This window comes from Salinisphaera sp. PC39 (assembly GCF_040361335.1).
Lineage (GTDB): Bacteria > Pseudomonadota > Gammaproteobacteria > Nevskiales > Salinisphaeraceae > APNM01.
Genome location: NZ_APNM01000011.1, coordinates 1 through 22,731, shown reverse-complemented (window position 1 = coordinate 22,731; position 22,731 = coordinate 1). Strand labels below are relative to the sequence as shown.

Genomic DNA, 22,731 nt, shown 5'->3' with positions numbered 1-22,731 from the left:
TTCGCCCTTCCGGCCCAACGATCCATGCAAATTGTTCGGTGTGGTCCGCGCCACGCGCGCAAGCGCCGGCATGGCGCACGGCGCGTGGGATTGTTATCGGCCACCCGTTCCCATTCTGTACGCCGCCGGCGCGCTCAGCCGGTCGTCAGGCTGAACAGCCGGAAACCGATCAGGCCGATATTGAGCGCCATGCCGGTGAGCGGCAGCCAGGCCGGCAGGCCCGATGCCGCCGCCGGCTCCCGCCGCTTGATCCGCCAGAGGCTGAGGTTGATCAGGGCGAAGACGCCGAGCATCAGCAGGGAGGTGGTTTCCGCCAGCGACGCCAGGCGCCCGATCAGGGCTAGGACGGCGCAGATCGCGGTGACCAGGATCGTGGCGAGCACCGGTGTGCGCCTGCCCGGATGGACCCGCCCGAGCCAGGCCGGGAGCTGGCCGCGGCGGCTGAGGCCGTAGAGCACGCGCGAGGCCATGATCAGCGAGATCAGGGCGCCGTTGATGATCGCGAACAGGCCGATGATCGAGATCGCGGGCCCCGCGATACCCGCGTGGTGGGCGTACAGGCGTGCCAGAGGCGCGGCGCTTGCCGCCAGCTCCGACGGCGGCAGGCTGAGCACGGCGGCGGCCATGATCGCGACATACAGCACGGTAGTCAGGCCCAAGGTCGCGAGGATCGCCAGCGGCAGGTTGCGCCGGACGTCGCGTACCTCCTCGGCCACGTCCACCATGTCCTCGAATCCCAGGAAGGCGTAGAAGGCCAGGAGCATGCCGCCGAGCACGCCCAGCCACGGGCCCGGCGCCGCCTCCGGGAGCAGCACCGGCCAGCGCGCGGGCAGGGTCGCCAGGTCCGGCCAGGCCGCGCCGATCACCAGCAGCAGGCCGCCGATCTCCAGGAGCGTGACCAGGCCCGCGATCAGCAGCGATTCCAGGATGCCCCAGGCCGCGATCAGGCCGAGCGCGGCCGCGACCAGCAGGATCGCCAGGGTGCGATCCACCGGTACGAACGCCGCGAGCTGACCGATGAAGGCGTTGATCAGGGCGGCGCTGGAGACCAGCCCCGCCAGCACCACGAGCAGGCCGGTCGCTGCGCCCAGCCGGGCCGAGCCCAGGCCGGTCTGCACGTAGAGCGCGGCGCCGGCGGCGCGCGGATACCGGCCGGAGAGCTCGGCGTAGGACAGGGCGGTCACGGCCGCCAGCAACGCGGCCAGCAGGAATGACAGCGGCGCCCCGTAGCCGGCCGCGCCCGCGACCTCGCCCACCAGGGCATAGATGCCGGCGCCGATGGTCTGGCCCAGGCCGTAGAGCACGAGCAGGGGCAGCGAGATGCGGCGGCTCAGCGGAATGGGGCCGGTCGGCTCGTGCGCGGGCATGCCGGAATCGTGTCGGGACGTTGCGCCATCTTAGCGCGTGTCGGGCCGGACGATTGGTGCGGTGCCGGTATCGGCGGTAGCCTTGTCGGCGGGATCGGTGACGGGCCGGTCCCGCGGAAACATGCCGGGACCATGACGATGACCGAGCCCTTGGCGCCCGAGGCGCTGTACCGCCCCTGCGACACGGGTGCGCTGGATTTCGAGACGACCGACGAGCTCGCCGATCTCGGGGCCGCCGTCGGCCAGGATCGCGCCCTGGATGCCGTGCGTTTCGGCACCGGCATCCGGCATCACGGCTACAACCTGTTCGTGCTCGGGCCGCGCGGCTCCGGCAAGCATTCGGTCGTGCGGCGCATGCTGGAGGCGCGTGCCGCCGGGGAGCCGGTGCCGGACGACTGGTGCTACGTCTACAACTTCGATCAGCCCGCCCAGCCGCGCCTGCTGTCGCTGCCCGCGGGCCGGGCCGCGGCGCTGCGGCGCGATTTGGACCGGTTGGTCGAGGAACTCGCGTCGGCCGTGCCGGCGGTGTTCGAGAGCGAGGAGTACCAGGCTCGGCTGCAGGACATGCAGTCGTCGCTGCAGCAGCGTCAGCAGGCGGCCTTCGCCGAGGTGGAACGCGAGGCCGAGCGCCGCAACGTGGCGCTCCTGCACACGCCGTCAGGGTTCACGTTCGCGCCCAGGGACGGCGACGAGGTGATGGACCCGGAGAAGTTCCGCAGCCTGGACGAGGCCGAGCGCCAACGCTGGCAGGAGACCATCGGCGAGCTGCAGGAACGGCTGCGCAAGGTGCTGCTGCAGATGCCGCAGTGGCTGCGCGCGCAGCGCCAGGACGTCAAGACACTGAACCAGGAGATGGCGGAATTCGCGGTCGGGCCGTTGATCCGCGAGCTCCAGGACCGTTACGCCCCCCATGCCGAGGTCGTGGCCCATCTCGACGCCGTGCGGCACGACGTGATCGAGAACGTCGAGGCCTTTCGTGCCCAGGAGCGGCCGGCCGCGCCATTTCTCGCCGGTGTCGGCCAGCAGCAGGCGATGCACGCGATCCTGAACCGCTACCGGGTCAATACCCTGGTCGACAACAGCGGCCGCGAGGGCGCGCCCGTGGTCTATGCCGACCTGCCGAGCCATCAGCACCTGGTCGGCCGGGTCGAGCATCAGGTGCAGAACGGTGCCCTGCTCACCGATTTCACGCTGCTGCGTCCCGGCGCGCTGCACGAGGCCAACGGCGGTTACCTGGTGCTGGACGCGCGCAAGGTGCTGATGCAGCCCTGGGCTTGGGAAGAGCTCAAGCGCACGCTGGCGGCCGGCGAGGTCCGCATCGAGTCGATCGATCGGGTGCTCGGCCTCGCGTCCACGGTCTCCCTGCAGCCCGAGCCCATGCCGCTCGATCTTAAGGTGGTGCTGGTCGGCGACCGCAGCCTGTATTACCTGCTCAGCGCCCATGACCCGGATTTCCCGGGCCTGTTCAAGGTCCAGGTGGACTTCGAGGACGATCTGGCGCGGGACGGGGACAGCGTGCCGCTGTACGCGCGCTTCCTCGCGACCCTGGTGCGGCGCGAGGGGCTGCAGGCCCTGGACCGCGGGGCCGTGGGCCGGATCGTCGAGCACGCCAGTCGCCTGGCGGACGACGGCGAGCGCCTGACCGCCAATGCCGAGGCCCTGACCGACCTGCTGCGCGAGGCGGATCATTGGGCCCGCGAGGCGGGGCACGAACCCACCACGGCCGCCGATGTCGAGCGCGCGATCGACGAGCGTATCCGCCGCGCCGACCGGCTGCGCGACGCGACCTACCGCCAGATCGATCGCGGCGTCCTGCTGGTGGCTGTGACGGGGACGGCGGTCGGTCAGGTAAACGGCCTGGCGGCCTACGATCTGGACGATTTCCGGTTCGCCCGGCCGACGCGGATCACCGCCAATGTCTGGGCCGGTCGCGGTCACGTGATCGACATCGAGCGCGAGATCGAACTGGGCGGCGCCATCCACTCCAAGGGCGTGCTGATCCTGAGCAGTTTCCTGGGCGCGCGCTTCGGCGGCGAGCGGTCCCTGTCGCTGTCGGCGAGCCTGACCTTCGAGCAGTCCTACGGGCCCGTGGAGGGCGACAGCGCCTCCGCGGCCGAGCTCTGCGCCCTGCTCTCGGCGCTGGCCGGCGCGCCGATCTCCCAGGCCCTGGCGATCACCGGCTCCATCAACCAGCACGGCCGGATCCAGGCGATCGGCGCCGTCAACGAGAAGATCGAGGGTTTCTTCGATGTCTGCCGCCGGCAGGGGCTGACCGGCGACCAGGGCGTGCTGATCCCGGCCAGCAACGTGCCCCACCTGATGCTGCGGGCGGACGTGCGGGAGGCGGTGGCCGAGGGCCGTTTCCGGGTGCATGCCGTGCGCCATGTCGACGAGGCCCTGGCCCTGCTCACCGGCCTGACCGTCGGCGGGCCCGACACGAACGGCGTCTTCCCCGAGGGCACGCTCAACCGGCGCGTGCGGGAACGTCTCGACGCCTTCGACCGCGCCCGGCGTGACAACGGCAACGGCAACGGCAACGGCAACGGCAACGGCGCCGGGGCAGGGGACTGACATGGCCGACCGGTCGCGCGTGTTGGCCTTCGTGGACGACTCCGGAAGCGCCCTGCGCGCGCTGGAGACCGCGGTCGAGCTCGCCGGCCGCCGGCGCGTGCCGGCGCAGGCGGTGTTCGTGGAGGAGCTGGATCTCGTGCATGCGGCCGGGTTTCCGTTCGCCACCGAGATCGGGGTGACGACCGGTGCCGCGCGACACCTGGATGCCGATCGGTTGAGCGTCCGGCTGCGCGAGCGTGCCGACCGGCTGCGCGCGCACCTGGCGGCGACGGCGGCCCGGCAGGCGGTGACCTGGGAGTTCGACGTGGCCCGCGGCCGCTTGCCCGCGGAGATTCATGCCCGGGCCGCCGCGGGAGACTGGATGGTGGTCGGCCGGGTGGGCTGGTCGTCGGCACGGGGCGTGCGCCTCGGCGGCACCGCCCGCCGACTCGCGACGGCGCCGCCCTGTCCGGTCCTGTTCGTGCCCGCCGAGCCGCCGGCGGCGGGTGTCGCGGGGGTCGCGGTCGCATCCGGCGCGGCCGACGAGACGCTGTTGCCGCTGGCGGTCGCCCTGCGGCTCTCCGCCGACGAGCCGGTAGTGCTGCTGGCCGGTGCCGCCGGCGCGGGCGACGACGGCGAAGCGGCGATGCGCTGGCTGGCGGAACGCGGCATTCCCCACCGCGTGTCGGCGGCGGGCGCCGCCCGCGGTGCCGACCTCGCCGATCGGGTCGCGCGCGAGCGCGCGCGTGTGCTGGTCCTGTCCGCCGGGCATCCGGCCCTCCTGCACGGCGAGGGCGCCGCCGGTCTGGTGGCGGCGGCGCAAGTCCCGGTCATGCTCGTGCCCTGAGAGTGTGTTTACAAAACTACTGCGCTCGGCATCTCGGGTGCCGGCGGTGCTCCCTCTTTGCAGGGGAGGGCCCTTTGTAAACACCCTCTGAGAGGGCGTCTATGAAACCTCGGCGCCCAACCGGCCTCCTGCTCGCGACAACTTGCTAAATACCCCATGAGCCCGCGTGGTGGCCGCCGCGTATGGATTTACCATGGTCCCCGCCGCCCGCGGCAGGCATGATCGCGGCAAAGATCGTTCATACCAACGACCGACGGGGAGGGGAACCCATGAGCGAACAGGCCGACGTTATCGTGGTCGGCGGCGGGCTGGCCGGCCTGACCGCCGCCGCGGAGCTGGCCGACGCCGGCCGGCGGGTGTGCCTACTCGACCAGGAGCCGGCACAGAGCCTGGGCGGACAGGCCTTCTGGTCCTTCGGCGGACTGTTCTTCGTCGATTCGCCGGAGCAGCGGCGCATGGGCATCCGCGACTCGCACGCCCTCGCCTGGCAGGACTGGGAGGGCACCGCCGGCTTCGACCGTGACGAGGACCGTTGGCCGCGGCGCTGGGCCGAGGCCTACGTGGATTTCGCCGCCGGCGAGAAGCGGTCGTGGCTGCGCGAGCAGGGCGTGGGTTTCTTCCCGATCGTGGGCTGGGCCGAGCGCGGCGGTTACGATGCCACCGGCCCGGGCAATTCCGTACCGCGCTTCCACATCACCTGGGGCACCGGCCCCGGCCTGCTGGAACCCTTCGTGCGCCGGGTGCGCGCGGCCGAGGAAGCCGGCCGGGCGACCCTCAAGTTCCGCCACCGGGTCACCGGGCTGCTGACCGAGAACGGTGCCGTCGTGGGCGTGCGCGGGGACGTGCTGGCACCCAGCGACGCCGAGCGCGGGGCTCCCAGCAACCGCGAGGTGACCGGCGGGTTCGAGTTGCGGGCGCAGGCGGTGATCGTCACCAGCGGCGGCATCGGCGCCAATCCCGAGCTGGTGCGGCAGAACTGGCCCGAGCGTCTGGGCGCGCCGCCGGCGCGCATGCTGCACGGCGTGCCGGACCACGTCGACGGGCGTATGCTCGGTATCGCCGAGGACGCCGGCGCCCATCTGATCAATCGCGACCGCATGTGGCACTACACCGAGGGCATCGAGAACTGGGATCCCATCTGGACCCGCCACGGTATCCGTATCCTTCCCGGCCCGTCGTCCCTGTGGCTCGACGCCCGCGGCCGGCGCCTGCCGGTGCCGCTGTTCCCGGGCTTCGATACCCTGGGCACGCTCGAGCACATCATGCAGACCGGGTACGACTACACTTGGTTCGTGCTCACCCAGAAGATCATCGAGCGCGAGTTCGCGCTGTCCGGCTCGGAGCAGAACCCGGATCTCACGGGCAAGAGCCTGCGCGGGGTTCTCGGCCGCATCGGCTCGGGTGCGCCGGGGCCGGTGGAGGCGTTCAAGAAGCATGGCGCGGATTTCGTCGTGGCCGACGATCTCGGCGAACTGGTCCGCGGCATGAACGGGCTCACCGACGAGCCGCTGCTGGACCCGGAGCAGGTGGAGCGTGAGGTGGTCGCGCGCGACCGCGAGATGGCCAACCCCTACACCAAGGACCTGCAGGTCACGGCCATCCACGGCGCGCGCCGCTACTTCGCGGACAAGGTCTCGCGCGTGGCTAAGCCGCACCGGCTGCTGGACCCCAAGGCCGGGTCACTGATCGCGGTGCGCCTGAACATCCTCACCCGCAAGACCCTGGGCGGCCTGGAAACGGACTTGTCCGGCCGGGTGCTGAAGGCTGACGGCGAGCCGCTGCCGGGCCTGTACGCCGCAGGCGAGGCCAGCGGCTTCGGCGGCGGCGGCATGCACGGCTACCGCTCGCTGGAGGGCACCTTCCTCGGGGGCTGCCTGTTCTCGGGGCGCACCGCCGGCCGGGCCGCCTCGGAGGCGATCGGCTGACCTCGCGCTAGCGTCCCCACGCCGGCGGGCGCTTCTCCAGGAAGGCGTCGATGCCCTCGCAGGCCTCGTCCGAGAGCATGTCGCAGGCCATGTTCTCGGCGGCGAGGGCGTAGGCCTCCTCCAGCCCGAGCTCGGCTTGGCGGTAAAATAGGTGCTTGCCGGAGGCGACCGCGCCGCGCGGCCGGGCCAGGATGGCGGCGGCCAGGCGGTCGATCTCGGCATTCAACTCGGTCGGTGCCACGGCGCGGTTGACCAGGCCCAGCTCGCGGGCGGTCGCGGCGTCGACGGTATCGCCGGTCACCAGCATCTCGAAGGCGTTCTTGCGCGGGACATTGCGCGACAGCGCCACGCCGGGCGTGGAGCAGAACAGGCCGTAGCGGATGCCGGTGGTGCCGAAGACGGCATCGGTCGATGCCACCGCGAGGTCGCAGGTGGCCACGAGCTGGCAGCCGGCCGCGGCGGCGGCGCCGTGCACGCGGGCGATCACCGGCTGCGGCATGTCCCGGATCGCGAGCATCATGCGGCTGCACTCGGCGAATAGCCAGCGGTAATAGTCGCCGTCGGGCCGGGCGCGCATTTCCTTGAGGTCGTGCCCGGCACAGAAGGCGCGTCCCTCGCCGGCGATCACCACCACGCGCACGTCGGATGATACCGCGATGGCGTCCAGAGCGTCGCGCAGCGCCGCCAGCATTGCCTCGGAGAGCACGTTGAAGCGGTCGGGCCGGTTCAACGTCAGGGTTGTGACGCCGTCCTCGCGGTCGTGACGCAGGACAAGCACATCCTCGGCGTCGGGTCGGGCGTTGGTCATCGCGTTGGTCCTCGGATTGCCCGTGTGTGGCAGGCGTGTATATTGCCGGATTCGTCCTGAACGAACATTAAATTAACGAAGCCCGAGGAGATACCCATGAAGCTGTATGATTCGCCCGGCCCCAATCCCCGCATGGTGCGCATGTTCCTGCAGGAGAAGGGCGTGGAGCTGCCGACCGAGGCGGTGGACCTGTTCAGCGCCGAGAACCGCCGCCCGCCCTATACCGACAAGAATCCGGGCGGCCAGATCCCGGCGCTTGAACTGGACGACGGCACCGTGATCGGCGAGACCGTGGCGATCTGCGAGTACATCGAGGAGACGCATCCGACGCCGGCCCTGATCGGCACGAACCCCGTCGAGCGCGCGCAGACTCGGATGTGGGTGCGCCGCGTGGAGCTGGAGATCACCGAGAACATGTATCGCGGCTTCCGCTATGCCGAAGGCCTGGACCTGTTCCGCGACCGTGTGCGTTGCCTGCCCGAGGCGGCGGACGGCCTCAAGACCTGCGCGCGCGACGGCCTCCAGTGGCTGGACGGGCTCATGGACGGCAAGGACTACATCTGCGGCGATCGCCTGTCCCTGGCCGACCTGATCCTCTACTGCTGCGTGGACTTCTGCGGCAGCGTCGGCCAGCCGCTGGATCCCGGCCTGAAGAACCTCGGCCCCTGGTTCCAGCGCATGGACGGGCGCCAGAGCGCGCAGGACACGTTGGCGGCTAACTGGCAGGAGCTGGGCATGCGACTCTAGGGTGCCTACAAAACTAATGCGCTCGGCATCTTGGGCGCCGGCGGTGCTCGGGAGCCTCACGTATTGCGGCATACGCTGCGGTCCCTGCGCTCCGGCGGCGCCCAACCTGCCTTCGCTCGCTACGTTTTGTAGACACCCTCTGTGAATTCGCATCCGATCACTGCCGCGTGCCCGTAGTACGCGAAGGCAAGGCTGGAGGAGGAGCCTGCGCACGACCGGTCGTGCCAGGGCCGCCCGGCCCGGGCGGTCGCCTTGCCGTTGGCCCGCGCCTCGGCGCGGGCTTTTTTACGGCGTTAGGTCGTCGACAAACCCCAGAGGTGGCCTTTGCACGGTTTTGCGCTCCGGCGGCGATCAACCCGCCTTCGTTCGTGACGTTATGCAGAGGCCTCCAGGGGCAATCGTGACGCCCACTTGCCCCGTCACCCCGGAATGCGCATCAGCGCATATCCGGGGTCCAGGCCGGTTAGCCAAAGCCGCGAAGGCGTGACCCGCCTGGACTGTTTCCCTGGGTCCCGGATAAGGCGCATAGCGCCTTTCCGGGACGACGGGGGAGGGGGTGTCCGGGACCACGGGGGAGCGGGTATCCGGGACGACGGATTGATTGGCTCGGTCGGCGGGGTTGCCGGCGAGATAGTCGCCTGTTTGGCGCTCACCGGGCTGGATGCCCGCGTGCGTGTCGGGGCATCATGACACATGTGCTGGTGACGGGAAGGGTTGTGAAGGAAACCATGAGCGCGAGGCGTCTTGTCCGCGCCGCGATACGGATCGAGGGCGACGGCCGATGAGCTGCGGCAACGGGGAACCCTGTCCCCTCTGCCGCGACGGCGAGGGGCTGGAGATCGCATTCTCGATGGCTTTCCAGCCGATCGTGGATATCGAGGCCGGTGGCGTGTACGCCCACGAGGCCCTGGTGCGCGGCCCGGCCGGCCAGCCGGCGCCGACGGTGCTGGACCGGATCGGTCCCGACAACCGCTACGCCTTCGACCAGGCCTGCCGCGTGCGGGCCGTGCGCATGGCGGCGGAACTGGACATGCCCGGCCGGCTCAGCATCAATTTCCTGCCCAATGCCGTCTACCAACCGGAGCACTGCATCCGCACGACCCTGGAGGCCTGCGAGCGTCACGGCTTCCCGGTGGACCGGATCATCTTCGAGATCACCGAGGGCGAACAGGTCGTCGACCATGCCCACCTGCGCGGGATCGTACGCGAGTACCAGCGCCAGGGGTTTTTGACCGCGATCGACGATTTCGGTGCCGGCTATTCCGGCCTCAATCTGCTCGCGGACCTGCAGACGGATCTGATCAAGCTGGACATGGCGGTCGTACGCGGCATCGACCGCGACCGAGGGCGCCAAGCCATCGTGCGGGGCGTGCTCCAGGTCTGCCGCGACCTGGGGATCGACGTGATCGCCGAGGGCGTGGAGACCCGCGGGGAACTACGCGCGCTGCGCGACTTCGGCATCACGTGCTTCCAGGGCTTCCTGTTCGCGCGCCCCGGCTTCGAGACGCTGCCGGAGGTCCCGGCGTCGGTCTACGCCGGGACCTGATCCCGTCAGCCCGCGGGCACCCGTTCGACCAGTGCCACGGCGGCGTCCACCGCGGCCGATTGGTGCGGCTGCAGTTCCTGTTGGCCGAGGCCGCTCATGAACTCGTGGAACGGATCCTCGATGTCGGTGCTCTCGCCCGTCAGCGTCTCCATCACCGCCAGGCCCAGATAGGGCACCGACGGCGCGCTGTAGCCGCCTTCGTGGCAGAGCAGCAGCCGGCCGCCGCAGAGCTCGGCGGCGGCGGTGCACAGGCGCTCGGTCAGGCCGCGGTAGGCCTCCGCGTACAGCATCATCCGGCCCAGCGGATCGAAGGCGCCGCCGTCGAAGCCGCAGGGCACGAAGATGAATTCCGGCCGGTAGCGCCTGAGCGCCGGTAGCACCACCCGGTCGAAGGCATCCTCGTAGGCGCCGCGTCCCGACCCGGGCGGCAGCGGCACGTTGATGTTGCAGCCCTCGCCCTTGCCGCTGCCGTTGTCGGTCACCGCCCCGGTGTCCTGCGGGAAGCAGCGATCCTGGTGGATGGAGATGGTCAGCGCCCGCGGGTCGTCGTAGAAGGCGGCCTCGGTGCCGTTGCCGTGGTGCACGTCCCAGTCGACGTAGGCGATGCGCCCCAGGCCGCGTTCGCTGAGCAGGTGGCGGCCGGCGATGGCGGCGTTGCCGAACAGGCAGAAGCCCATGCCCAGGTCCGGCATGGCGTGGTGACCCGGCGGCCGCACCAGGGCGTAGCCGTTGTCCACGCTGCCGTCGGCCACGGCGTCGGCGAGGGCGATCACGCCGCCCGCCGAAAGCAGTGCGATGTCGTAGCTGCCCGGGCCCATGGGCGTGAACGGCCCGGCCTCGCCGCCGGTCTCGTTGAGGCCGCGGACCTTGTCCACGTAGGCGCGGGTGTGTACCCGCAGGATCTCCTCGACCGTGGCCGGGCGCGGCTCGACGAAGGTCAGCGAGCGCGTCAGCCCGCTCACGTCGAGAAGGCTCTTGAAGCGGCGCTTGGTGTGCTCGTTTTCGGCGTGCTCGTAAGGTTGCACGGTCAGGCCGGGCGGCACGATGCCGGCGGCGCGGCCGGTGTCGTGCCACATGTAGAGCTCGTGCCAGACGAATCCGGTGGTCATGGGTTATCTCCTCGTTCTCGCGGTGCTTGTGCGTCTCGTGGCGACCGGTCGATTGTAGGACAGCCGGTCGCGTCCCGGTGCCGCCAATAAACAGGGTATCCGGAATGCAGAGTGGGCTCGATGGCTTTGCCGAGTGTGACATGCAACCTGTAAACCACGAAGGGCATGTGGCCATTCCCTGTGCGGGTGTCGGCTCGTAAACTGGAACACAGCGTGGAGTACGCCCCGTTGCACGGACGCTTACGAAACAGGCCACAATGTTGAAAAGAGTGCTCATATCCCAGCGAAGAAGATTCATTTCCGATTTCAAGTACGAACCGTTGATTTTTTCCGTCATGCAGATAGCAGTGTGGACCAGGCCGCACGGGATATCGGCATACGCTTCGATTTACTCAGCCGATGCTGTCGAGGGAGCGATGCACAAGGTTTAGAAGGATGCACAAGGTTTAGAAGAAGGTAATACCGCCATGCCGCGGAAGGGCGCCATGGTCACGGACGGCCGTCTTGGCATGCTTCAGACCAAAGACTTCAATTCGACGTGGGGATCACTCAATGCTTCAGCGTCGATGTCTCTGCGTTGGTAGATGAGCTTCTTACCCACCATAAAAGCTATAGGCATATTTGCCGCGTCCACAGCAATGAGATTGCCTCCGCGCATATAGAACACCGCAAATGCCCCGTCCTGGGGGTTACCCCGCACCACCCGCTCATCATGACCCTTGGACAGCCCCGCCATCTGCAGGCGTGCGTCATACTGGTTCGACCAGAACCATGGAACGGCATCGTAGGGTTTGTAGTCTCCCATCAGGGTAGCCGCCGCGATACGGGCTTGATCGACCGCGTTGGCGACTGACTCCATCCGCTGGGGCTGCTCGAAGAAAAGATTCCGGTGGCGGGTACAGTCACCGATCGCTAGGACGGCGGGGTCGTCGCTGCGCGCATACTCGTCGACGAGAATACCGTCATCACAGGGCAGACCGGCGGATTCAGCCAGCGCCGTTTCCGGCATGATGCCAACCGAGACGAGCACAAGGTCGGCCGGCACGGTGCAGCCGTCCGCCACCGCCACGCCAGCCACATGACCGGCGTCATCGGACTCGAAGCCGATAACCGCCGTGTCCAGGCGCACTTCCACACCGGCACTACGGTGCTTGGCCTGAAAGAATGCCGAGATTTCCGGGCCGGTGACACGTTGCATGACGCGATCGGCGGCTTCCAGCACCGTGACCTTGAGACCTCCCTTTACGGCGATGGCGGCCACCTCCAGGCCGATATAGCCGCCACCCACGATGACCAGGCGTTGCCCCGGGGAAAATTGATCACGCAGGGCATCTGAGTCAGCTATGTCGTGCAGATAATGAATGCCCTTCAAGTCAGCCCCGGGCGCATTCAGACGTCGAACATGTGACCCCGTGGCCAGGATGAGTCGGTCGTATTTCAACGTGCCCTGATCCGACAACCTGATGGTCTTGTTGTCTCGATCGATCTGTTCGACCCGCACACCGAGCCGCAACTGGTGGCCCGCGTTCTCGTACACCGAGCGCGGTTTCAGGTACAGCGACTCTTGATCAACATCTCCTGCCAGGTAATTCTTGGACAGAGGCGGTCGCTGGTATGGTGGATGAGATTCTTCGCCCACCAGAACCACCTCCTGTTGATATTTCTTTTGCAGCAAGGTTGTCAGGAGCGTGCCTGCCGCGTGCCCGCCTCCAACGATGACCGTCGCATCTTGCGGTTTTTTTGCCATAGCCTCTCTCTTTCGCTGTGCCTCGGGATCGGATAGTTCAGGCCTCCAAATGCCAACCGGGACGAGCACAAGGTCGGGTCGGCCGGCATGGTGCTGTCAAGCACGCCCCGCGATTTATCGCACGCGGCGCTCAGCCGCCGGGGGCTCGGCATCCTCAAGCAGCATCGCGGCGCCCTTCTCGCCGATCATGATCGCCGGCTGATTGGTGTTGCCGCCGACCAGCGTCGGCATGATGGAGGCATCGACCACCCGCAGGCGTTGCAGGCCATGCACGCGCAGACGCGGATCGACCACCGCCAGCGGATCGACGCCCATCTTGCAGGTGCCGACCGGGTGATACGCCGATTCACCGCTGCGCCGCATCCATGCGGCGAGGTCGTCGTCATTCTGCAGTGCCGGGCCGGGGACATCTCGACCTCGTGGTGCGGCGCGAAGGTCGGCTGCGCCAGGATCCGGCGCACCAGGTGCACCCCGCGTACGAGTCGCTCGACGTCGACGGACTCGACCATGTAGCTGGGGTCGATCAGCGGCGCCGCGAACGGGTCGGTACTGTGCAGACCGATAAATCATCGTCGCGTAGCCCTAACCGCTCATCGCAGTCTTCAGCTTGCGCCCGTGATCGGCGTACAGCATGGGCGCGAAGTGCAGTTGCAGGTCGGGTATTGCCTCCTCCGGCGGGGCCGGATGAACCCGTCGGCCTCGGCACCGTTGCTCGTGTGACGCCGCGGCTCCGTATTGAGCTGCCAGTTGTAGCGGCGGCTGAACATCAGCTGCAGGAAACCCAGTGGCATGTTCACAAATGGATTGCGGCCGCTCTCGGACAGGCGGTTGGCGATGGCAATCCGGCCGAGCCCGCACCGACCACCACATAATCGAATTGCTCGGACGCCATCCTGGTCAGACGTTTCGTTAACTTTTTGCCGTCAGTTTGACCATCAACCTGGAATAGCCCCGCACGAAGTTGGACTGCACCCGTTCTGGCTCGTCAACGACTTCAATGCTGTCAAAACGCTTGAGCAGTTCCTCCCACAGAATGCGCAGTTGCAGTTCGGCCAGACGGTTGCCCATGCAACGGTGGATACCATAGCCGAACGATATATGGTGCCGCGCGCCCTCGCGGTCGATGATGAAGTCATCGGGATTTTCGAACTTGCGTTCGTCCCGATTGCCCGAGGCGTACCACATCAGCACGCGGTCGCCCTTCTTGATGGTCTGACCGCGCAGTTCCACGTCCTGCGTGGCGACCCGGCGCATATGCGCCAGCGGGGTTTGCCAGCGGATGATTTCCGAGACCATGTTCGGAATCAGCTCCGGGTTTGCCTTCAGTTTGGCGAATTCCCCCGGGAACTGATTCATGGCCAGCACGCCGCCGCTCATGGAGTTGCGGGTGGTATCGTTGCCACCGACGATGAGCAGCGCCAGATTGCCGATGAACTCCATCGGCCGATTGATCATATCCTGTGTGTCTTCACTGCCCTGCAGCATGCTGATCAAGTCAAAACCAGGCGCCTCGCCCGCCGCGCGGCGTGCCTCCTTGTCACGCCACAGCTGCGAGAAAGACCAGGCCATGTCAGCGGCCGCGTCAAACATGTTCTCTTCATCGGCAAACTCGCCGCCGGTCGCCGCTGCGGTGCCGGCCATTCGATCCGACCAGTCGATCAGCTTGTGACGTTCCTCGTAAGGGAAATCCAGTAGCGTGGCCAGCATGCGGCCCGTCAACTCCTTCGATACCGCCGACACCCAGTTAAAGGCTTCGTCCAAGGGCAGGTTGTCGAGCACCTCCCCGGTGCGCGCGCGGATCAGCCCTTCCATTTCCTTCAGGTTCCGCGGCGCCACTACGCCCTGCACTGAGCGACGCTGCACGTCGTGCTTGGGCGGGTCCATCGCGATGAACATTTCCACCGGCAGCCCTTCCGGGAAGTCGCCCAACACAATGAGCGGTTCGGAGGAGAAGAGTTCGTGGTTCTTGTCCACGAACAGGATGTCCTCATAGCGCGTCACAGACCAGAATGGCCCGAATGCACTGTTCTTCTGGTAGTGCACCGGCGCCTCGTCACGCAGCCGTTTGAAGTAGGCGCGCCACTGATCTTGCCGGTACAAAAAAGGGTTGCTGAGATCGATGTCTTCGAGCGCCAGTGTGCTGACATCAGGAATGGGCGTTTCAACGAAGTTGGGCATGGGCCGCCGCGGGCCGATGATTTTCTTCTTGGCATTCACCAACAGCTTCAGCCCCCGGATCTGCCAATGCATAGGCACCACCCGGGAGGTAGCATTGACCACTCGGGTCTGGATTGCGTCGATTGCTTGGATTTGCGTTGACATGGCGTTCTCCAGTGCTTACATCTGGAATTCGGGAAGGCGAACGGTCATGCCGTCCATCGCCTCGGTGGTCTTGACCTGGCAGCCCAAACGCGAGGTTCTCGCCCGCTCCGGGGTCATGGACAGCATCTGCTCTTCGTCATCACCGGGCGTGCCGGTCTTGTCGAACCACTCGTCCGAGACAATGAGGTGGCATGTGCCGCAGGCACACTCCCCGCCACAGTCCGCATCGATGCCGGGGATCGCGTTATCAACTGCGACTTGCATCAGCGAGGCGCCCGCCTCGAATTCAGCGACATGTTCGGTGTCGTCGTGCTCGATAAAAGTAATTTTGCCCACTGCCTCTCTCCTGTCAGGGCTATCCACGCTGAAGCTTGGCAGTGCGTCGACACACCGACGAGGACATTTCTTGACAGTGAGGGGACATTTAAAGACACTTAGGCGCTCCGTGGAGGCGCCCATGACAACGACGCAGCAGGCTGAGGGTTCGCAAAACCCCAAAGCCGATATTCCGTCGAATTACTCGCGGCTGATTGCCCGAGAACTTGGCTTGGCGGCGCGACAACTGCCCAGACTGTTGCGCGGCACCGGGCTCGACGTTGCGCAGTTGTTGGGCGAGGAGAGCCTGCTCACCGCGGCCCAGCAGATCCGGATTCTGCGCAATGCACTGGAATTGTCCGGCAAGCCGGAGTTCGGATTACGGCTGGGTACGCGGCTGACCCCGGCGACCCACGGTGCGATGGGTTTTGTCGCCAATAGCAGCCCGGATCTGTTCGCCGCGCTGCAGGCGATTCACACGTTCCTACCCACGCGCGCGAGCTTTATTCAAGTGCACTTGCGGCAGGTTGAAGATAGCCTGGAATGCCTGGTGAATTTCCAGGTGCCGCTGGATGAGGATGTCGAGCGTTGCCTGGCGGACACGATGGTCAAGGTACTTTTCGACTTCGGCGAATTTATTGTAGGTCGGCCCTTGTATGAGTCCGAAGTATGTTTCGCCCATCCAGCGCCCGCATACCACGCCATCTACCCGGACTATTTGCCTGGGCGGATTCGCTTTGGCTGCAATCAGTTGGTGTGCAAATTACCGATGGCGTTGTGCCGAAAACCGAACGCCTCCGCCAATCATGAAAACTATCGTCTAGCCTTGCAGCAGTGCGAATCCATGCTTGCGCGACTTCAGACCCGTGATTTGGACTTTCCGACCCGGCTCAAGAAAATGATGCTGTCCCGCCCGCCCGGAACGCTCACTGAAGACGAGGCGGCGGCCTCTCTGTTCATGAGCAAACGCACCCTGGCGCGCAAGCTCAAACAAGAAAACAGCGGTTTTCGGCAAATTCGCGACGAGATCCTGTCCCGACAGGCGGTGAGCTATTTGTGTGACAGTCACTTGTCAATCGAGGCCACCGCTTCGCTGTTGAATTACCATGACACCGCGAGCTTCAGGCGCGCCTTCAAGCGCTGGTTCGGTCAGCCGCCCGATCAATACAGGCAAAGTGCCAGTTTGCGAGCCATGCATCGGTCGGGCCCATCATCCTAGCCGGGTCAACAGTTGCTCCCCGGAACATGGCTCAGTGTCTTGAACAGACCTCGTATTGGCAAAAAATGTCCTCGTCGGCCTGCCGCCGCCCGCCTACTGTCAGCACGTTTAAACTGGCTCTTGCTGCGCTCATCCACGCTCGGCTATGGCCGTCAATGCACTCAATCGAATGAATGGCCACATGAATGTAGAAACCCACGACTACCTGGCGCCCGGTGATTTCATCGATAGCGGCCAAGCCGCCATTCAGGCCTTTGCCCGAGACCGCGCCGGGGTTGGCGAAGACAGACAACGCGCCGTGCGGCTCTACTATGCGGTGCGCGATGAAATCCGCTACGACCCCTACACGTTCTCGCTTGACCCCGTTCACCTGCGTGCCAGCGCCACCCTGGCCGCGGGCAGAGGCTATTGCGTGCCCAAGGCCTGCCTCCTGGCGGCCTGCGCCCGGGCCGCCGGTATCCCCGCGCGCATCGGTCTGGCGGATGTGAAAAACCACCTCGCCAGTGAACGTCTGCTGAGGTTGATGCAAACCGACATCTTCTATCACCACGGCTATACCGAGTTGTGGCTGGGCGGGCGCTGGGTCAAGGCCACCCCGGCGTTCAACATCGAACTGTGCGAACGCTTCGGCGTCAAGGCGCTGGAATTCGACGGCCGCGAGGATGCACTGATGCACGAGTTCGACACCGCCGGGCGTCGCCACATGCAGTATCTGGCCGATCACGGCCCGCGCGCCGACCTGCCGTTAGCCGAGCTGGAAGCCGTTTATCGCAAACATTATCCGCGTCTGTTGGCTGCGCCCGATGAACTCAGGGGCGACATGGGGGTGGAGATCGAACGGGAAAAGGCGCAGAGCTGATGTCCGGGGCAGGCGGTTTGCCGGACAATGATCCCGTGGCGGTGGCGCGGCAGTTCGGCGAGCAAGTGCCGCACAGCCGGGATCTGGGCCTGCAGGTGGTTGCGGTGGAAGCCGATCAGGTCCGCATGCGCCTGGTCCCGCAGCCGTGGCTGCTCGCCGATGATGACGCAGAGGAAATCTGCAGCAGCGTGCTGTATTCACTGGCGGACTCGGCCGCCGGGCTGGCGGTATTCGCCGCGGCTCGGGAGCTGACACCGATCGCCACGCTGGATTTGCGCATGGATTATCTGCGGCCGGCCGCCAGCGACCGCGCCTTGTTGGCGATCGCCTGCTGTCGCCATCTCACCGACGAGGTCGCGTTCATCCATTGTGAAATCCTCTCCGAGGGAGAGGAGCAGCCGGTGGCCACAGGCACGGCCACCTTCATGCGCAATACCCCGGGCAAACGCTTCAAGGTGATCAACGAAAGGAAAGACGGCGCATGAGGGGCATCACCAATCCGGTGGAATCGAGAGCCGATCATAGCGCGGGCACCGCCTGGCAGGCCATGCTGGAGCGCATCCCCTACGCCCGCCATCTTGGGCTCGAAATCCAGCAGGGCCAGACCGGCATGGAGGTTCATCTGCCGTACCGTGAAGCCCTGATCGGCAATATCATGCTGCCCGCCCTGCACGGCGGCGTGCTCGGGGCGCTTATCGAGATCACCGCGCGTATTGCTGCGCAAAGTCAGGACGCGGGGACCCGCCGCCCGCGCATCCTGGACTGCAACATTGACTACCTGCGCTCGGCCCGGGCGCAATCCACCTTCGCCAGGGCCGAGATTGTTCGCCAGGGCCGCCGTACCAGTCTGGTGCAGGTGACCTGCCGGCAGGAAGGCGCCAGCGCGCCGATTTCCAGCGGACGGGTTCAACTGCTTTTTCCGTCCACCGATCGACGGCTACGAGAACTAGCATGACGAACAGGGAGAGGACGACGCCGGTACTCGTCGGCGCCGGCCAGATCACCGCGCGCGAGCCGGATGCCGAGCGCACGCCGATCGGCTTGATCGCCGAGGCTGCCCGGGCCGCGGCCGCGGACTGCGGCGTGGCCGGCGTGCTGGGGCAGATCCAGTCACTGACCTGCCTGAACATTCTGGCGCCGGCCTATCCCGATGCGCCGGCCAGCCTGACGCAGTGCCTGGGCATTGGACCCGGCGAGCGCTTCTACACCCCCATCGGCGGGAATATGGGCCAATGGCTGGTCGGTTATTACGCGGATCGCATCGCCGCCGGTGAGCTCGATTGTGTCTTGATCGCGGGCGGTGAGACGCTGGCCACGCAGATGCGCGGCAAGGGCGCCGGCCTGTCCGGGGTGATCGACAACGCGACCGGCGAGGGCCCGCGGCTGCTCGGCGACGACCGCGAGCCGACCAATGCGACCGAACAACGCCACGGGCTGGAACTGCCCATCCAGATCTATCCGTTGTTCGAGCAGGCCCTGCGCGGCCGCTACGGCCATGGCCCAATCGAGCACCGACAGATGCTGGGCGAATTGTATGCCCGGCTCAATGCCGTCGCGGTGAACAATCCGCAGGCCTGGCGCCGTGAGCCGCTTTCGGCGGCCGACATCGCCGAGCGCACACCGAAAAACCGCATGGTCGGCGCCCCCTACACCAAGCGCATGAACGCCATCATCGCGGTGGATCAGGCCGCCGCGCTGGTGATGATGTCCGCGGCCAAGGCCCGGGACCTGGGCATCGACCCCGAGCGCTGGGTCTACCCCCTGGCCGCCGCAAACGCGCACGACCATTGGTGGGTGTCCGAAAGGGCGGATCTGTCCCGCTCGCCGGCTATCGCCGCCTGCGCCGAGCGGTTGCTCGCGGCCAGCGGGCTGGCCATCGACGCTGTCGATCACCTTGACCTGTACAGCTGTTTCCCCAGCGCGGTGCAGATGGCCCGCGACGCGCTGGGCATCGCGCCCGAAGATTCCCGGCCGCTGACGGTCACGGGCGGGCTGGCTTACCACGGCGGACCCGGCAACAACTATTGCACCCATGCTATCGCCGAGATCATGGCCCGCATCCGCGCCGACCGAAGCGCCACCGGACTGGTCAGTGGCGTAGGCTGGTATATGAGCAAGCATTCGCTGGGCCTCTACGGCGGACGGCCCCCGGCCGGCGGTTGGCGGCCGATCGACGAGGCCGGTCTGCAAGCAGAGATCGACGCCGGCCCCGTCGTCGATGTCGCAGAACAGGCGCAAGGCAATGGCCGCATCGAGAGCTACACCGTCATGCACGACCGCGCCGACCAGCCGGTTCAGGGCATCGTCCTGGGACGGCTGGACGATGGCCGGCGCTTTGTCGCCAACACGCCCGCCGAAACGGGCCTGCTCGATGCCATGACCAACGAGGAGTTTCTCAATCGCACGGGCCGCGTACACAGCGACGGCAAGCGCAATTTGTTCACCCCCGACGATTAAACGCGAGGAGAAGATAGAATGGATGCCGTGCCCGAATTGGAATTCGACCAGACCAGCGTTGCCCAGCGCATGCGCGATATTCGCGAGGCCACCCGCGTTGTGAGTGAAGGCTTTGGCCGGGAATACATGCGCGAGTGCATCGATAACCATCGCTTCCCGCAGGAGGCCTGGGAGGCGCTGGGCGAATACGGGCTGCTCGGCATCACCATCCCCGAGGAACTGGGCGGTACGGGCGGCGGCCAGGTGGAACTAGTCGCGCTGATGGAAGCGCTGGCCGAGGCCGGACTGGTGCTGCCCATGCTGTTGCTCACCGGCTTCGCGCGGGTGCCGATCATCCGCCACGGCACGTCCGATCAGATCGAGCGTTTCGTCAAACCAACCATCAGCGGCGCCGAAAAGCTGTGCTTCGCCATCACCGAGCCGGATGCCGGCACCAACAGCTTCGCGATGTCCTCGCTGGCGACGCGGGATGGCGAAGGCTACCGACTGACCGGGCGCAAGGTATTCATTTCCGGCGCAGCGGACGCCGATCGCATGCTGGTCGTGGCCCGCACCCAGAAGGCCGGCGAGGTCGAGCGCCGCACCGAGGGTATGTCGCTGTTCGTGGTGGATACCGACGCACCCGGCGTGGAGCTGCAGCCCCTGAACATTGACGTCGGCTGGCCGGAGCGTCAGTACCTGGTTTTCTTCGACGACGTCGAACTCGGCGCGGACCGCTTGATCGGCAATCCGGGACAGGGCCTGGCCGGGATGTTCGAGGCGCTGAACTCGGAACGCCTGCTGGTTACCGCCATGTCCGTGGGCATGGGTAACTACGCGCTTAAAAAGGCCGTGGCCTACGCCAACGACCGCAAACCTTTCGGCGTGCCTATCGGTAGCTACCAAGCCTTGCAGCACCGGCTGGCCGAGGCCAAGGCCGAACTGGAGGCCGCACGGCTGATGATGATCCAGGCCGCCGCGACCTTCGATGAGGGCGGCAATGCCGGCGCCCATGCCAACATGGCCAAGTTGCTGGGCTCGCGCGCCGCGGTCAAGGCCGTCGAGGCTGCGCTGCAAACCCACGGTGGCTACGGCTTCGACAGGGACTACGACATCATCACGCTATGGCCTTCGGCCCGGCTGATGGAGATCGCGCCAATCAACAACGAAATGTTGCTCAATTACATTGGTGAACATGTCCTCGGCCTGCCCAAATCCTACTGAGTCCCCCGGCGTGATCGAGCGCGACGGATTCACGGCCCCGGACGGCCGGGAAATCGTGCTGTGGCGCTGGCCGGGATCGGCCGGACGCCCCACGCTGCACTGGGCGCATGCGACGGGCTTCCATGGACAACTGTACAGACCGCTGCTCGACGAGCTGGCGGACGATTGCAATGTGCTGGCCTGGGACATGCGGGGCCACGGGGCCAGCGCCGAGGCGGCGAATCTCGCGACTTTCCGCGGCTGGGAAACCTACTATCGGGACCTGACCGCCTTTCTGGACAACCTGGCTGAACCGATCTGGCTGGCCGGCCATTCCATCGGCGCCACCACCAGCATCATGGCCGCGGCCCGACGGCCGGACAAGGTGCGGGGCCTGATCCTGGCGGAGCCCGTGATCATGGATCGCTGGCAGGGCTGGATGTTGTGGCTGACCAAGCTGCTACGCCGGTCCCACCGGTTTTCGCTGGCCGCCGGCGCGGCACGCCGGCGCAGGGTGTTCGACTCGCGCGCCGCCGCCCTGGACAACTTTCGCGGCCGCGGTGGCTTCAAGACCTGGCCCGAGGCATGGATTGAAGCCTATGTCCAGCACGGCCTCGTGCAGCATGGCAGTCATGTTCGTCTGGCCTGTGCGCCGGAGTGGGAAAGCACCACCTTCGCCCGTACCGAACACAACCCCTGGCCCGGCATCCGTCGGTTGCAGTGTCCGGTGATAGCGTTGGCCGCGGAACGCGCATCTACCTTCTCGCCAAGGGCGCGCCAGCGCCTGCGCGCCTTGTTGCCTTCCGCCGACGTGAACGTCCTCGCCGGAACGACCCATTTCCTGCCCATGGAGCGACCGGACGCGGTCCGCGATGCCGTACGGCAGGCTATGTTACCCCAGAACACCTGAGTGCTGTGCCCGCCGCCAGCCTTGCGTCCCCAGTTGGTGGCCAGACGAATCGCCACGCAGGGGTCAGGCATCTCGATGGCGCGCTGCAATCAGCTATCCGACTGGCCGGAAAGGCGGAATGATGCTCCGCATCATTGCCCCCTGTCGACTTGGTCCGCACTTCCAAGTTGGCACTCGTCGCTCCTTGATGTGTCCGGGTGGCTGCGAATCTGTGACTGATGACATGACATTCACGCGTGCCGCTGTATCGATGAAGACCGGGAGCCGGCTAGTCGAGTACGGTCCTCATATCCCTACCCTCTGTGGACTTCCAGAAGTGGATTATTCCGAATAGGTCTTCTGAATTTCCACATCCTCGGACCTGCCGTGGCCCGGCTTGCGTTGCGGATATCCACACGAATGAGAACGGATGAATAACAGCCCAGCTCACCCCCTCTCTCCGAACTCAAACAGTGGCGCTTACGAGTTGAATCTAGGCACAGTAAATTCGGGATACCCATAAAAAAGGCAATCATATAACTGACAAACCCTTTAGCGCGCGCCCGTCATCCCGGAAACCGCGGAGAAGCCTGCCCCGGACTCGATCCGGGGGTTATCCAGGATCCATGCCCGGCCGGAAATCTGGACCCCGGATAAGGTGCTTCGCACCTTTCCGGGGCGACGGTCTCTGGGTATATCTGGGATGTCGGGCAAGTCGCTTCACGACGCTCTGGGGTAGTGGGGCAGGGTTACGTTTCGACCGTTGCCTGGGTTTGCCGAAGATATAACTGCCATCACTAGTGTCCGGTTAAATTATCGAACAAATTCAATTGGTTATTGAT

The 22,731-nt window shown here is 66.3% G+C and carries 18 protein-coding genes, 1 other RNA gene and 1 pseudogene; 13 read left to right on the top strand and 7 right to left on the bottom strand.

Features of this window, described 5'->3' with window-relative positions; all coding sequences use genetic code 11:
* Positions 1-134: 134 nt before the first annotated feature.
* Positions 135-1,367 carry an APC family permease gene (locus PC39_RS11530; RefSeq protein ID WP_353253541.1) on the bottom strand — a complete coding sequence of 411 codons (1,233 nt, stop codon included), beginning with the start codon at positions 1,365-1,367 and terminating at the stop codon, positions 135-137.
* Positions 1,368-1,499: 132 nt separating this feature from the next.
* On the opposite strand from PC39_RS11530, the gene PC39_RS11525 reads away from it, so the two are divergent.
* The 3 genes from PC39_RS11525 to PC39_RS11515 all read left to right on the top strand — a co-directional run bounded on the left by PC39_RS11525 (position 1,500) and on the right by PC39_RS11515 (position 6,689).
* The gene (locus PC39_RS11525) at positions 1,500-3,938 is read left to right on the top strand and encodes a Lon protease family protein (RefSeq protein ID WP_353253540.1); all 2,439 of its coding nucleotides are present in this window, start codon (positions 1,500-1,502) and stop codon (positions 3,936-3,938) included.
* A gap of 1 nt (position 3,939) precedes the next feature.
* Positions 3,940-4,764, top strand: a complete 825-nt coding sequence (locus PC39_RS11520; RefSeq protein WP_353253539.1) for a universal stress protein — start codon at positions 3,940-3,942, stop codon at positions 4,762-4,764.
* Between the two features lie 269 nt (positions 4,765-5,033).
* Positions 5,034-6,689: an FAD-binding dehydrogenase gene (locus tag PC39_RS11515; RefSeq protein WP_353253538.1), complete on the top strand. Its 1,656-nt coding sequence runs from the start codon at positions 5,034-5,036 to the stop codon at positions 6,687-6,689.
* 7 nt (positions 6,690-6,696) lie between these two features.
* Here PC39_RS11515 and PC39_RS11510 read toward each other — a convergent pair whose 3' ends face one another.
* Positions 6,697-7,497, bottom strand: coding sequence for an enoyl-CoA hydratase (locus PC39_RS11510; protein WP_353253537.1), 801 nt, complete (start codon positions 7,495-7,497; stop codon positions 6,697-6,699).
* Positions 7,498-7,593: 96 nt separating this feature from the next.
* Here PC39_RS11510 and PC39_RS11505 point away from each other — a divergent pair, with 96 nt between their 5' ends.
* From PC39_RS11505 to PC39_RS11495, 3 genes are all read left to right on the top strand, one after another.
* A complete protein-coding gene (locus PC39_RS11505) occupies positions 7,594-8,244 on the top strand; it encodes a glutathione S-transferase family protein (RefSeq protein WP_353253536.1) in 651 nt (216 codons plus the stop codon).
* Between the two features lie 58 nt (positions 8,245-8,302).
* A non-coding RNA gene (locus PC39_RS11500) (sX9 sRNA) lies at positions 8,303-8,379 on the top strand.
* Between the two features lie 646 nt (positions 8,380-9,025).
* Complete coding sequence (locus PC39_RS11495; protein WP_353253535.1) at positions 9,026-9,790, top strand: EAL domain-containing protein; 765 nt, start codon at positions 9,026-9,028, stop codon at positions 9,788-9,790.
* A gap of 5 nt (positions 9,791-9,795) precedes the next feature.
* Here the strand turns inward: PC39_RS11495 and PC39_RS11490 are convergent, their stop codons facing one another.
* The 5 genes and pseudogenes from PC39_RS11490 to PC39_RS11470 all read right to left on the bottom strand — a co-directional run bounded on the left by PC39_RS11490 (position 9,796) and on the right by PC39_RS11470 (position 15,304).
* A complete protein-coding gene (locus PC39_RS11490) occupies positions 9,796-10,899 on the bottom strand; it encodes a histone deacetylase-like amidohydrolase (RefSeq protein ID WP_353253534.1) in 1,104 nt (367 codons plus the stop codon).
* A gap of 514 nt (positions 10,900-11,413) precedes the next feature.
* Positions 11,414-12,646: an NAD(P)/FAD-dependent oxidoreductase gene (locus PC39_RS11485; RefSeq protein WP_353253533.1), complete on the bottom strand. Its 1,233-nt coding sequence runs from the start codon at positions 12,644-12,646 to the stop codon at positions 11,414-11,416.
* A 114-nt stretch (positions 12,647-12,760) separates the two neighbouring features.
* Positions 12,761-13,362, bottom strand: a pseudogene (locus tag PC39_RS11480) (GMC family oxidoreductase); the annotation flags it as partial.
* A gap of 193 nt (positions 13,363-13,555) precedes the next feature.
* On the bottom strand, positions 13,556-14,896 hold the full coding sequence (locus PC39_RS11475; protein ID WP_502950880.1) for a cytochrome P450: 1,341 nt from the start codon (positions 14,894-14,896) through the stop codon (positions 13,556-13,558).
* Between the two features lie 87 nt (positions 14,897-14,983).
* Positions 14,984-15,304, bottom strand: coding sequence for a 2Fe-2S iron-sulfur cluster-binding protein (locus PC39_RS11470; protein WP_353253531.1), 321 nt, complete (start codon positions 15,302-15,304; stop codon positions 14,984-14,986).
* Positions 15,305-15,425: 121 nt separating this feature from the next.
* Here PC39_RS11470 and cypR point away from each other — a divergent pair, with 121 nt between their 5' ends.
* From cypR to PC39_RS11435, 7 genes are all read left to right on the top strand, one after another.
* Positions 15,426-16,502 (top strand): transcriptional regulator CypR, encoded by a 1,077-nt coding sequence (gene cypR / locus PC39_RS11465; protein ID WP_353253530.1) that lies wholly within the window; start codon positions 15,426-15,428, stop codon positions 16,500-16,502.
* A 145-nt stretch (positions 16,503-16,647) separates the two neighbouring features.
* On the top strand, positions 16,648-17,361 hold the full coding sequence (locus PC39_RS11460) for a transglutaminase-like domain-containing protein (protein ID WP_353253529.1): 714 nt from the start codon (positions 16,648-16,650) through the stop codon (positions 17,359-17,361).
* Positions 17,361-17,846, top strand: coding sequence for a PaaI family thioesterase (locus PC39_RS11455; protein WP_353253528.1), 486 nt, complete (start codon positions 17,361-17,363; stop codon positions 17,844-17,846). Before PC39_RS11460 ends, PC39_RS11455 begins: the two co-directional genes overlap by 1 nt.
* The gene (locus PC39_RS11450) at positions 17,843-18,316 is read left to right on the top strand and encodes a PaaI family thioesterase (protein WP_353253527.1); all 474 of its coding nucleotides are present in this window, start codon (positions 17,843-17,845) and stop codon (positions 18,314-18,316) included. The genes PC39_RS11455 and PC39_RS11450 overlap by 4 nt, the downstream gene beginning before the upstream one ends.
* Complete coding sequence (locus PC39_RS11445) at positions 18,313-19,818, top strand: acetyl-CoA acetyltransferase (RefSeq protein WP_353253526.1); 1,506 nt, start codon at positions 18,313-18,315, stop codon at positions 19,816-19,818. The genes PC39_RS11450 and PC39_RS11445 overlap by 4 nt, the downstream gene beginning before the upstream one ends.
* Positions 19,819-19,836: 18 nt before the next feature.
* The gene (locus PC39_RS11440; RefSeq protein ID WP_353253525.1) at positions 19,837-21,021 is read left to right on the top strand and encodes an acyl-CoA dehydrogenase family protein; all 1,185 of its coding nucleotides are present in this window, start codon (positions 19,837-19,839) and stop codon (positions 21,019-21,021) included.
* On the top strand, positions 20,993-21,910 hold the full coding sequence (locus tag PC39_RS11435) for an alpha/beta fold hydrolase (RefSeq protein ID WP_353253524.1): 918 nt from the start codon (positions 20,993-20,995) through the stop codon (positions 21,908-21,910). The genes PC39_RS11440 and PC39_RS11435 overlap by 29 nt, the downstream gene beginning before the upstream one ends.
* The last annotated feature ends 821 nt before the right edge of the window (positions 21,911-22,731 follow it).

Bases quoted from the DNA above. Each gene is read 5' to 3' on its own strand.
- PC39_RS11445 (WP_353253526.1), top strand. From the start codon at position 18,313: ATGACGAACAGGGAGAGGACGACGCCGGTACTCGTCGGCGCCGGCCAG.
- PC39_RS11530 (WP_353253541.1), bottom strand. From the start codon at position 1,367: ATGCCCGCGCACGAGCCGACCGGCCCCATTCCGCTGAGCCGCCGCATC.
- PC39_RS11495 (WP_353253535.1), top strand. From the start codon at position 9,026: ATGAGCTGCGGCAACGGGGAACCCTGTCCCCTCTGCCGCGACGGCGAG.
- PC39_RS11450 (WP_353253527.1), top strand. From the start codon at position 17,843: ATGAGGGGCATCACCAATCCGGTGGAATCGAGAGCCGATCATAGCGCG.
- PC39_RS11525 (WP_353253540.1), top strand. From the start codon at position 1,500: ATGACGATGACCGAGCCCTTGGCGCCCGAGGCGCTGTACCGCCCCTGC.
- cypR (WP_353253530.1), top strand. From the start codon at position 15,426: ATGACAACGACGCAGCAGGCTGAGGGTTCGCAAAACCCCAAAGCCGAT.
- PC39_RS11435 (WP_353253524.1), top strand. From the start codon at position 20,993: ATGTCCTCGGCCTGCCCAAATCCTACTGAGTCCCCCGGCGTGATCGAG.
- PC39_RS11515 (WP_353253538.1), top strand. From the start codon at position 5,034: ATGAGCGAACAGGCCGACGTTATCGTGGTCGGCGGCGGGCTGGCCGGC.
- PC39_RS11485 (WP_353253533.1), bottom strand. From the start codon at position 12,646: ATGGCAAAAAAACCGCAAGATGCGACGGTCATCGTTGGAGGCGGGCAC.
- PC39_RS11460 (WP_353253529.1), top strand. From the start codon at position 16,648: ATGGCCGTCAATGCACTCAATCGAATGAATGGCCACATGAATGTAGAA.
- PC39_RS11455 (WP_353253528.1), top strand. From the start codon at position 17,361: ATGTCCGGGGCAGGCGGTTTGCCGGACAATGATCCCGTGGCGGTGGCG.
- PC39_RS11440 (WP_353253525.1), top strand. From the start codon at position 19,837: ATGGATGCCGTGCCCGAATTGGAATTCGACCAGACCAGCGTTGCCCAG.
- PC39_RS11475 (WP_502950880.1), bottom strand. From the start codon at position 14,896: ATGCATTGGCAGATCCGGGGGCTGAAGCTGTTGGTGAATGCCAAGAAG.
- PC39_RS11505 (WP_353253536.1), top strand. From the start codon at position 7,594: ATGAAGCTGTATGATTCGCCCGGCCCCAATCCCCGCATGGTGCGCATG.
- PC39_RS11520 (WP_353253539.1), top strand. From the start codon at position 3,940: ATGGCCGACCGGTCGCGCGTGTTGGCCTTCGTGGACGACTCCGGAAGC.
- PC39_RS11490 (WP_353253534.1), bottom strand. From the start codon at position 10,899: ATGACCACCGGATTCGTCTGGCACGAGCTCTACATGTGGCACGACACC.
- PC39_RS11510 (WP_353253537.1), bottom strand. From the start codon at position 7,497: ATGACCAACGCCCGACCCGACGCCGAGGATGTGCTTGTCCTGCGTCAC.